This window comes from Rhodoferax sp. (genome assembly GCF_028689295.1).
Classification (GTDB): domain Bacteria; phylum Pseudomonadota; class Gammaproteobacteria; order Burkholderiales; family Burkholderiaceae_C; genus Rhodoferax.
In genome coordinates, this window is record NZ_JAQTWL010000038.1 from 1 (window position 1) to 9,683 (window position 9,683).

12 protein-coding genes are annotated in these 9,683 nt (G+C 60.1%); 4 read left to right on the top strand and 8 right to left on the bottom strand.

Annotation, left to right across the window (positions count from 1 at the left end):
* Positions 1–66: 66 nt before the first annotated feature.
* The 6 genes from PHF15_RS16080 to raiA all read right to left on the bottom strand — a co-directional run bounded on the left by PHF15_RS16080 (position 67) and on the right by raiA (position 4,043).
* Positions 67–717, bottom strand: coding sequence for a MotA/TolQ/ExbB proton channel family protein (locus PHF15_RS16080; protein ID WP_300122742.1), 651 nt, complete (start codon positions 715–717; stop codon positions 67–69).
* Positions 714–1,529 carry a 4-hydroxy-tetrahydrodipicolinate reductase gene (dapB, locus tag PHF15_RS16085; protein WP_300122743.1) on the bottom strand — a complete coding sequence of 272 codons (816 nt, stop codon included), beginning with the start codon at positions 1,527–1,529 and terminating at the stop codon, positions 714–716. Before dapB ends, PHF15_RS16080 begins: the two co-directional genes overlap by 4 nt.
* Before the next feature lie 15 nt (positions 1,530–1,544).
* A complete protein-coding gene (locus PHF15_RS16090) occupies positions 1,545–2,087 on the bottom strand; it encodes an outer membrane protein assembly factor BamE (protein ID WP_300122745.1) in 543 nt (180 codons plus the stop codon).
* 88 nt (positions 2,088–2,175) lie between these two features.
* Positions 2,176–3,126 carry an HPr(Ser) kinase/phosphatase gene (gene hprK / locus PHF15_RS16095; protein WP_300122747.1) on the bottom strand — a complete coding sequence of 317 codons (951 nt, stop codon included), beginning with the start codon at positions 3,124–3,126 and terminating at the stop codon, positions 2,176–2,178.
* 48 nt (positions 3,127–3,174) lie between these two features.
* The gene (locus tag PHF15_RS16100) at positions 3,175–3,633 is read right to left on the bottom strand and encodes a PTS sugar transporter subunit IIA (RefSeq protein WP_300122749.1); all 459 of its coding nucleotides are present in this window, start codon (positions 3,631–3,633) and stop codon (positions 3,175–3,177) included.
* Between the two features lie 80 nt (positions 3,634–3,713).
* Positions 3,714–4,043 (bottom strand): ribosome-associated translation inhibitor RaiA, encoded by a 330-nt coding sequence (gene raiA / locus PHF15_RS16105; RefSeq protein WP_296543346.1) that lies wholly within the window; start codon positions 4,041–4,043, stop codon positions 3,714–3,716.
* Positions 4,044–4,298: 255 nt separating this feature from the next.
* Here raiA and corA point away from each other — a divergent pair, with 255 nt between their 5' ends.
* From corA to mtnP, 4 genes are read left to right on the top strand one after another with little or no spacing between them, the layout of a single operon-like run.
* Complete coding sequence (corA, locus tag PHF15_RS16110; RefSeq protein ID WP_300122754.1) at positions 4,299–5,285, top strand: magnesium/cobalt transporter CorA; 987 nt, start codon at positions 4,299–4,301, stop codon at positions 5,283–5,285.
* A 10-nt stretch (positions 5,286–5,295) separates the two neighbouring features.
* A complete protein-coding gene (gene mtnA / locus PHF15_RS16115; protein ID WP_300122756.1) occupies positions 5,296–6,405 on the top strand; it encodes an S-methyl-5-thioribose-1-phosphate isomerase in 1,110 nt (369 codons plus the stop codon).
* Positions 6,402–7,019 (top strand): class II aldolase/adducin family protein, encoded by a 618-nt coding sequence (locus tag PHF15_RS16120; RefSeq protein ID WP_300122758.1) that lies wholly within the window; start codon positions 6,402–6,404, stop codon positions 7,017–7,019. The genes mtnA and PHF15_RS16120 overlap by 4 nt, the downstream gene beginning before the upstream one ends.
* Entirely contained in the window at positions 7,016–7,777 is a 762-nt protein-coding gene (mtnP, locus tag PHF15_RS16125; protein ID WP_300122761.1) for an S-methyl-5'-thioadenosine phosphorylase, read from the top strand. Before PHF15_RS16120 ends, mtnP begins: the two co-directional genes overlap by 4 nt.
* 23 nt (positions 7,778–7,800) lie before the next feature.
* On the opposite strand, the gene PHF15_RS16130 is transcribed toward mtnP, so the two are convergent.
* Both PHF15_RS16130 and PHF15_RS16135 read right to left on the bottom strand, forming a co-directional pair.
* Positions 7,801–9,474, bottom strand: a complete 1,674-nt coding sequence (locus tag PHF15_RS16130; RefSeq protein WP_300122764.1) for a long-chain-fatty-acid--CoA ligase — start codon at positions 9,472–9,474, stop codon at positions 7,801–7,803.
* A 122-nt stretch (positions 9,475–9,596) separates the two neighbouring features.
* Positions 9,597–9,683 (bottom strand): integrase core domain-containing protein (locus PHF15_RS16135; RefSeq protein ID WP_300120569.1); only part of this gene is annotated, 87 nt, incomplete at its 5' end.

Genomic DNA, 9,683 nt, shown 5'->3' on the forward strand with positions numbered 1-9,683 from the left:
ATGTTGATGTCGCTCATGGGCTGAGAACCCATGGAACGGTCCAAACGGCCAAACGACATTCTGGCCTTAGCGCCCAAGCACGCCGGTGCTGCAGAGTTCGCGCAGGTCGCGCGCAAAACCTTCGAGCTCGGCCTCCAGCCGCGCCACGGCACGGCCCAGCACGTTGTAGGCCAGCACCGCAGGAATGGCGACTACCAGACCGGCAGCGGTCATGATCAGCGATTCACCCACGGGGCCGGAAATCTTGTCGATGGTGACATGGCCCGCACTGGCGATGCCGATCAGCGCGTGGTAGATGCCCCAAACGGTGCCCAGCAGGCCGACAAAAGGCGCGGTGGCCCCGACCGTGGCCAGCAGCACCTGGCCGTACTGCAGCTTGGCAAGCGCGGCGTGCAAGGCGTTGCGCAGTTCGCGAGTGAGCTGCTGGGCGCGGTCGCCGGCGCTGGCCAGTGTTTGACTGGCTTCAAGATGGGTGGCCAGCACCAGCGGCAACACCAGCGACTCCCGGTCGAACGCCCGGATTTTCTGGATCGCATCAGCCACTGATGCAGATTGCCAAAAAACCGCAATGCAACGCGCCACATCGCCACTGGCGCGACGCAACAACCAGGTTTTCCAGAGAATGTCCACCCAGCTACCGACCGACATGGCCAGCAGCAACAGCGCCACGCTGCGCGCCAGGGCATCGCCTTGCCAGAAAAACTGCGCCAGATTCATTTCAGGTTGAGCACGTCGGCCATGTTGAACAGACCGGCTTTGCGACCACTCAAAAAGCGCACGGCGCGCAAGCTGCCCTGTGCATAAGAGACGCGGCTGGATGATTTGTGGCTGATCTCGATGCGTTCGCCGATACCGGCGAACAGCACGGTGTGATCCCCCACGATGTCGCCGCCGCGAATGGTGGCAAAACCGATGCTGGAGGGGTCGCGTTCGCCGGTGACGCCCTGACGGGCATAGACCGCGCAGTCTTTCAGGTCGCGCCCCTGCGCGGTGGCAATGACTTCACCCATTTTGAGGGCGGTGCCCGAGGGCGCATCGACCTTGTGGCGGTGGTGCGCCTCGATGATTTCGATGTCGTAACCGGTATCGAGGGCCTTGGCCGCCATCTCCAGCAACTTGAGCGTGACGTTGACGCCGACGCTCATGTTGGGCGCCATGACGATGGCGATGTCTTTGGCGATCTCGGCGATCTGCTGCTTTTGCGTGTCGCTGAAGCCCGTGGTACCGATGACCGCATTGACGCCCAGTTCGCGACACACCTGCAAATGCGCCATCGTGCCCTCGGGGCGGGTGAAGTCGATCAGGGCCTGGGCGTGGTTCAAGCCGGTGCGCAGATCGGCGCTGATGGCCACACCGCTGCTCAAGCCCAAAGCGGCCGCCGGGTCCATGCCAACGGCCGGGCTGGTGGCTACATCGAGCGCGCCGCTGAGCTGGCAATCGTCAGCACGGCACACCGCCTCGATCAGCATGCGACCCATGCGCCCGCTGGCACCTGCCACGCAAATGCGGTGAAGTGTGGACTCGGTCATCGTCAAGAACTGAAATCAGTTGGCGCTGCTTTCCAGCGGCGGGTAGCTTGCAGGCAAGGGCGGCAAGGCCTTGGCCGGCGCAGCCTGAGGCACCGCGGCGGTGGCCGCGAGGCTCTCTGGCGACATTTCCAGCACAGGCACTTTGCCAGTCTTGCGGCCGGAATCGAGCGAGGCCACGAATTCAGCCTCGCTTGGCAAGGCATCGGCTTCCACCTTGCTCAAAACATCGCCCTGAAAAAACACCGTGACCCGGCGCGCCTGCGGCTCGACGCCCTGGCGCTTGAAGGTAAACACATAGTCCCAGCGGTCGGCATGAAAAATACTGGTGAGCAGCGGTGTGCCCAGAATATCGCGCACCTGCAATCGGCTCATGCCTTCCTTGAGGGACGCGGCCTGCTCGCGCGAGACAAAATTGCCCTGCACGATGTCTATCTTGTAGGGGGTGACCAAGCCAACCGCGCTTTGACTGGCTCTGTCCAGGCTGCCACAGGCGGTCAAACCAACCAGCAGAAGGCCTGACAAATTCAAGCAGACAGAACGAAACAGGGACTTGGACATGAGTGAAGTGGGTAGCAAAGAATTCGACGATTGTACTGGTTGCCCCCCGGCTCAGCAGGCGCTGCCAGCAGCCATGCCCGCACTCAATTCACGTTGACTCACCCATCGCCAGACGATGGCGCTCGACAAAGTCCTTGTAGGTATCCACGCCGCGCATCTGCAAAATCGTGTTGCGCACGGCGGCTTCGACCAGCACCGCGATATTGCGCCCGGCGACCACCTGGATCACCACTTTGCGCACCGGCACGTCCAGCACATCTTGGGTCAGCGGTTCATAGGGAATGCGTTCGTAATCGCGCTCCATGGTCTCGCGGCGCACCAGATGGACGATCAATTGCAGGCGCTTTTTGCGGCGCACCGCAGTTTCGCCAAAAATGCCGCGGATGTCGAGCAGGCCGATGCCACGCACTTCCAGCAAATTGAGTAGCAGGTCCGGGCAGCGGCCCTCGATCGTGTCCTGGTTGATGCGGTACAAATCCACCGCATCGTCAGCCACCAGGCCGTTGCCGCGCGAGATCAGTTCCAAGCCCAGTTCACTTTTGCCCAGGCCGGACTCACCCGTGATGAGCACGCCCAGGCCGAGAATGTCCATGAACACGCCGTGCATGGTGCAGCGGTCGGCAAAATGCTTGGACAGGTAAGCGCGCAGCACGTCGATGACAAAGGCCGACGAACCATCGGTTGTGAACATCGGGATCTGGGCGCGCTCGCACATCGACGTCAGCGCATCAGGGGCGATTTGGCCGTCGGCCAGCACCAGCACCGGCGGCTCCAGCGTCACGATGCGTCCAATGCGACGCGCGCAATCGTCAGGCGTGGCATTGACCAGATAGGCCACCTCGCGCTCACCCAGGATCTGCACACGGTAGGGATGGATGTAATTGAGGTAGCCAACCAAATCGGCGCCGGAGCGGGCGGCCCGCACCGCCACTTCGTCAAAGCGCCGCTCGGAAGCACCCAGGCCGGCGACCCATTCCCAGTGCAAGCTGCCGCGAAAAGCCTCAAAGAGCACTTCGGCGCTAATGACATTGGGTTTCACGGCAATCGCTCCAGCTCAGGGATTAATGGGTTCAAGTCAGATCGCGCCTCAAGCCGATTGCCAGTTGGCAATGCGCTGGTAAAGTTCAGTGGAATCCTTGATGGTCAAAAGCTGTTCGCGTAGCGACGCATCGCTGAGCATTTCGGCAATTTCAGACAGGATTTCCAGGTGTTTCTGGGTGGCGGCCTCTGGCACCAGCAAAAAAATCATCAATCCGACCGCCTGCTCATCGGGTGAATCAAAACCAATCGGTTGCGCCAACTGAAACACCGCCGCCATTGGCGCCTTGAGTCCCTTGATGCGGCCGTGGGGGATCGCCACGCCATGGCCCAACCCGGTGGAGCCCAGACGCTCGCGAGAAAAAAGACTGTCGGTGACCAGGGCGCGACTCAGGCCGTGCAGATTCTCGAACAACAGGCCCACCTCTTCAAAAGCTCTTTTTTTGCTTGAAACGTCCACATGGACTAGAACTTGTTCAGCCGAAAGGATGGAGGCGAGTCGATTCATGATGTACTTTGAAGGTGCGCGATGAAAATTTGGCACAAAAAAAGCCGCACGCACTTGCGGGCGGCTTGCCAGATTTTAAATTACATCAGGCGCTTGGGAGCATCGTGGTGGTGAGATTGCAAACGGTCCTTGTGGCGCACCACCTGACGGTCGAGCTTGTCCACCAGCTCATCGACCGCCGCGTACAGGTCGGCATGAGCGCTTTCGGCAAAGAGCTCAATGCCCTTGATGTGAATATTGCATTCCGCTTTTTGCCGACGTTCCTTTTCTTTGAGATTTTCCAGGGTCAACAACACTTTGACATCCACCACTTGGTCAAAATGCCGCTTGATCCGGTCAAGTTTGCTGGTCACATAACTGCGCAAAGCCGGGGTTACTTCCAAATGGTGACCGCTGATCGTCAAGTTCATAAAAGCCTCCTAAAGCTCTTGGGGAAGAAAGTTGCCAAAACGCTGGCAACTGAAAAAATTTGTGATCAATTCATGACGCTGACTATGCACGGGCTTGGCTGAATATGCAATTATTTTTTCATGATGCAATGCAACATCATCAGGACTTAATGCTGATTTCATGGCTGCAAGATGCTCTGCGATGCGATAATTTGACAGTTACAGGCCTGCACCCGCCCCATCGCTCGATCACCCACCTCATTTGGGAGTGAGCCTATGCTCAATATCTTCACCCTCGCCAACGGCCGCCTGTTTCAGGAAGAGATCGAATCGCTCGAAGAGTTGTCGCGCTTCCAGCCGATCTGGGTCGATCTGGAGTCGCCCACCCCGGAAGAAAAGCGCTGGATCAAGCAGTATTTTGGCCTGGCGATCCCCGAAGATGCGATGGACGAGGACATCGAGGAATCGGCCCGCTTTTACAAGGAAGACAACGGCGAACTGCACATACGCAGCGACTTTCTGGTGGCCGACGACGACGAACCGCACACCGTGCGCGTCGCTTTTATCCTGAACCTGGACAACATCGAGCTCAAAAGCAAGGGCGTGCTGTTTTCCATCCACGACGAGGACGTACCGGTTTTCCGGCTGTTGCGCATGCGCGCGCGGCGCGCGCCCGGCCTGATCGAGGACGCCAAAGAGGTGCTGCTCAAGTTGTTCGATGCCGATGCCGAATATTCTGCCGACACGCTCGAAGAGATTTACGACGAACTGGAAAAAGCCAGCGCCAAGGTGCTCTCGGGCGACGTGACCGACATGCTGGCCGGCGAGGTGCTGGCCGCCATTGCGCGCCACGAAGACATGAACGGGCGCATCCGGCGCAATGCCATGGACACCCGGCGCGCGGTGAGCTTCATGATGCGCAGCAAGATGCTCAATGGCGAGCAGTTCGAGGATGCGCGGCAAATCCTGCGCGACATCGACTCGCTCGACTCGCACACCGCCTTCCTGTTCGACAAGATCAACTTTTTGATGGATGCCACGGTCGGTTTCATCAACATCAACCAGAACAAGATCATCAAGATTTTCTCGGTGGCCAGCGCGGCGTTGCTGCCGCCCACCATGATCGCCAGCCTGTACGGCATGAACTTCAAGTTCATGCCCGAGCTCGACTGGGCCTTGGGCTACCCCTTCGCCTTGGGCCTGATGCTGGCCAGCGCCCTGCTGCCTATGTGGTATTTCAGGAAACGCGGCTGGCTGAAATGAGGAATCCAGGATGAAGGTCAACGGCAAGCCCTATCGGACGATCTGGCTGAATGAGGGTAATGACCGGGTGGTTCAGGTCATCGACCAGCTCAAGTTGCCGCATGCCTTCGAAATTGCCGACGTGCTGAGTGTTGCCGACATGTGCCGCGCCATCAGCAACATGACGGTGCGCGGTGCTGGCCTGATTGGCGCCAGCGCCGGCTTCGGCATGTATCTGGCTTCGCGGGAAGCGCCCGAACAGGGTTTTCACGACTTCATGCGCCAAGCGGCAGCCGACCTCAAGGCCACCCGGCCGACTGCGGCCAACCTGGCCTGGGCGGTCGAGCGCATGCTGGGGGCCATCGCGGTCGGCACCACGCCGGCACACATGCGACAACTGGCCAGAGACGCAGCGGTCGCGATCGCCGACGAAGATGCCGAGCATTGCTGGCGCCTGGGCGAACACGGCCTGGCGCTGATCGCCGCCATCGCGCAGCGCAAGCCCGGCCAGTGCGTCAACATCCTGACCCACTGCAACGCGGGTTGGCTGGCCTTTGTCGATTTTGGCTCCGCCACAGCGCCCATTTATGCGGCGCATGATGCCGGCATACCGGTGCACGTCTGGGTGGACGAGACCCGTCCGCGCAATCAGGGCGCCAGTCTGACCGCCTGGGAGCTGGGTCAGCACGGCGTGCCGCACACGCTGATTGCCGACAACGCCGGCGGCCATTTGATGCAGCATGGCCTGGTCGATATGGTCATCACCGGCACCGACCGCGTCACCCGCAACGGCGACGTGGCCAACAAGATCGGCACCTACCTCAAGGCGCTGGCGGCGCGCGACAACGGCATCCCCATGGTTGTGGCCCTGCCCTCATCCACCTTCGACTTCACGCTGGGCGATGGCATCGCCAGCATTCCCATCGAGGAGCGTGGCGCCGAGGAGGTGCGTTTTGTCAGCGGCAAAACCAGCCACAGCGGCATTGAAACGGTGCAGATTTGCCCCGACACCACGCCGGCGCGCAACTGGGGCTTCGACGTGACCCCGGCGCGCCTGGTGACGAAACTGATTTGCGAGCGCGGCATTTGCGACGCCAACGAGGCGGCCATATTGGCGCTGTTTCCACAGGAACGGGAATGAGCACGCCCATCGACGACGGAGTCATCAAGTACAGCAGCCAACGCCTTACCGGCGTGATGGCGCCATCGGCGCAACTCGAGCAACTCAACAAGGCGCGCACCACGCTGTTTGACCTGGGACTGATTGGTGCGTACCCCAACGGCATCGGCTACGGCAACCTCAGCCTGCGCACCAGCGGCCAGCAATTCCTGATCACCGGCAGCGCCACCGGGGCCATCCGTCAACTGCAGCCTGACCAGTTTTGCCTGGTGGAGTCGTTTTCCATTGACCAGAACAGCGTGCGATCTCGCGGCAGCCTGGAGGCATCCTCGGAGTCCATGACCCACGGCGCCATCTATGCGGCCAATCCGGCGGTGCACTGCGTCATGCACGTCCACAGCCGCCTGCTCTTCGATGCGCTGCTGGCACACCATGCGATCTGCACGTCACCGGGCATTCCCTACGGCACACCGGCCATGGCGCGGGCCGTGGCGCAACTGGTGGCGGCCCAGCATAGCTTGCCCGTGCTGTTTGTCATGGCAGGCCATGACGAGGGCATCGTCGCCTATGGCGCGGACATCGGCTCGGTGCTGGCCGTCCTCGTTGACACCTTGAATCGGAACCTCGCATCATGACCATAATAGGCATCATCGGCGGCAGCGGGCTCGACAACCCGGACATTCTTGAAAACGCGCAGAACCACAGCGTGACCACGCGCTGGGGTGTGCCATCGGCGCCCCTGAAACTGGGGCAAATCGGCGGGGTGGACGTGGTGCTGATGGCGCGCCATGGGCGCGAGCACACCCTCCCTCCCAGTCAAGTCAACTACCGGGCCAACATCCAGGCCCTCAAGGATGCCGGTTGTACGCACGTGCTGGCCAGCACGGCGGTGGGTTCCTTGCGCCTTGATATCGGCCGTGGCCACTTGGTGATCGTCGATCAGTTCATCGACTTCACCAAGCAGCGCGCGATGAGCTTTCACGAATCGTTTGCGCCGCACCAGCCGGTGCACACGCCAATGGCGGACCCCTTTGATACCAGTCTGCGCGCCATTTTGAATGAGGCCTGCCAGCGCCTGGGTTTTGACCATCACCCGACCGGTACGGTCATCACCATCGAGGGGCCGCGTTTTTCGACCCGTGCCGAATCCAACATGTTCCGCGCCTGGGGCGCAGACATCATCAACATGTCGATCGCCACCGAGGCCGCTTTGGCCAATGAGGCCGGATTGCCCTATGCCGCTGTGGCCATGAGCACCGATTACGACTGTTGGAAAACCGACGAGAAGCCAGTGACCTGGGACGCCATCCTGGCGGTATTTGGCAGCAACGCGCAGAAGGTGACCCAACTCCTGCGCGATGCCATTCCCCGCATTGCCCAGCGCAACGGCTGAACCAGCGACACCGGATTCCGCGCTTATTTGTCGCGCAGTTCGCGCCGCAAAATTTTGCCCACCGGCGTTTTGGGCAACTCGCTGCGGAACTCGATCACCTTGGGCTGCTTGTAGCCGGTCAGGTTTTCCTTGCAATAAGCACGCACATCGGCCTCGGTCACATTCGGATCTTTTTTGACGATCACCAGCTTGACCGCTTCACCTGTCTTGGCATCGGGCACCCCCACGCAGGCGCATTCCATGATGCCCTCCATTTGCGACACCACGTCTTCCAGCTCGGTCGGATAGACGTTGAAGCCGCTGACCAGGATCATGTCCTTTTTGCGATCGACAATTCTGAAATAACCGCGCTCGTCCATCACGCCAATGTCGCCGGTCTTGAAGTAACCGTCAGCCGTCATGACCTTGGCGGTTTCGTCGGGACGCTGCCAGTAGCCCGCCATCACCTGCGGCCCCTTGATGGCGATCTCGCCCGACTGGCCCAGAGGCACTTCGTTGCCATCGTCATCGAGCAGCTTGATCCAGGTGCTCGGCACCGGCAAGCCGATCGTGCCCGAGTATTCGGCACCGACCACCGGATTGGCTGTGGCGATCGGCGAGGTCTCGCTCAGGCCATAACCTTCCGCAATGGAACAGCCCGTTTTTTCCAGCCAAAGCTTGGCCACGGCGCTTTGCACTGCCGTACCGCCCCCGGCTGATACCAGCAGACTGCTCCAGTTCACCTTGCTGAAATCAGGGTGGTTGGCCAGGCCGTTGAACAGGGTATTCACGGCCGGGAAGAAATGAATCTTGTGCTTGGCCAGTTCGGCCAAAACCGCTGGGAAATCGCGCGGATTGGGGATCAGGATCAGCTTGCCACCCGCGCGCAGCGACAACATCATGCCCACCGTAAAGGCAAAGATGTGGTACAGCGGCAAGGCACAGACCACATTCATCTGCTCACCCGCCGGAATTTTTTGCAGCGCCGGGCTGAACCAGTCATCGGTTTGCAGCAGGTTGGCCACCAGGTTGCGCTGCAACAGCACCGCCCCTTTGGAGACACCGGTTGTACCGCCGGTGTACTGCAACACCGCCACCTCATCGGGCTTGATCACCGCTTTTTTCAAACTGCCACTGCTTGCCTTGGCGATGGCCGCATTGAAGCGCACGGCGCTGGGCAGGTTGAACGCTGGCACCATCTTCTTGACGTTGCGCACCACGTAGTTCACCAAGGCGCCTTTGAGCAAGCCCAACTGGTCACCCATGGCGCACAGCACAATGTGCTTGACCGGGGTGGCGGCCAGGCATTTGTCCAGCGTGGCGGCAAAGTTTTCCAGGATCACGATGGCCTTGGCCCCTGCGTCCTTTAGCTGGTGCTCCAACTCACGCGCCGTGTACAGCGGATTGACATTGACCAGGGTATAACCAGCCCGCAAGATGCCGGCCACTGCAATGGGATACTGCAGTACATTGGGCATCATGACGGCGACCCGATCACCCTTGACCAAGCCCAGACTCTGCAGATAGACGCCAAAGGTCTGACTCAGCTCATCCACCTGCTTGTAGCTAAGTTCCTTGCCCATGAAACTGTAGGCAGGACGATCAGCATACTTCTTGAAGCTCTCCTGCATCATGTCCACCATGGAGGCGTATTGGTTCACATCAATGTCAGCGGGAACCCCGGGTGGGTAGCTCTTGAGCCAGATGCGATCGGTCATGTTTAACACTCCAAGTTTTGAATATAAAGTTGGATTTTCACCCTTTTGTCAGATTCTGTAAGTTGTGTTTTCCCTAATTAGTGGTAATCCCCCCTTTTTCCACTGGCGTCAGAAGTAGAGGGTTATGCAGCCTTTAGTAGCCGCTGCTTTGGGGTGATCCCGCCCAGGGCCATGTGAGGGCGGTCGTGATTGTAGGACCAGGTCCATTG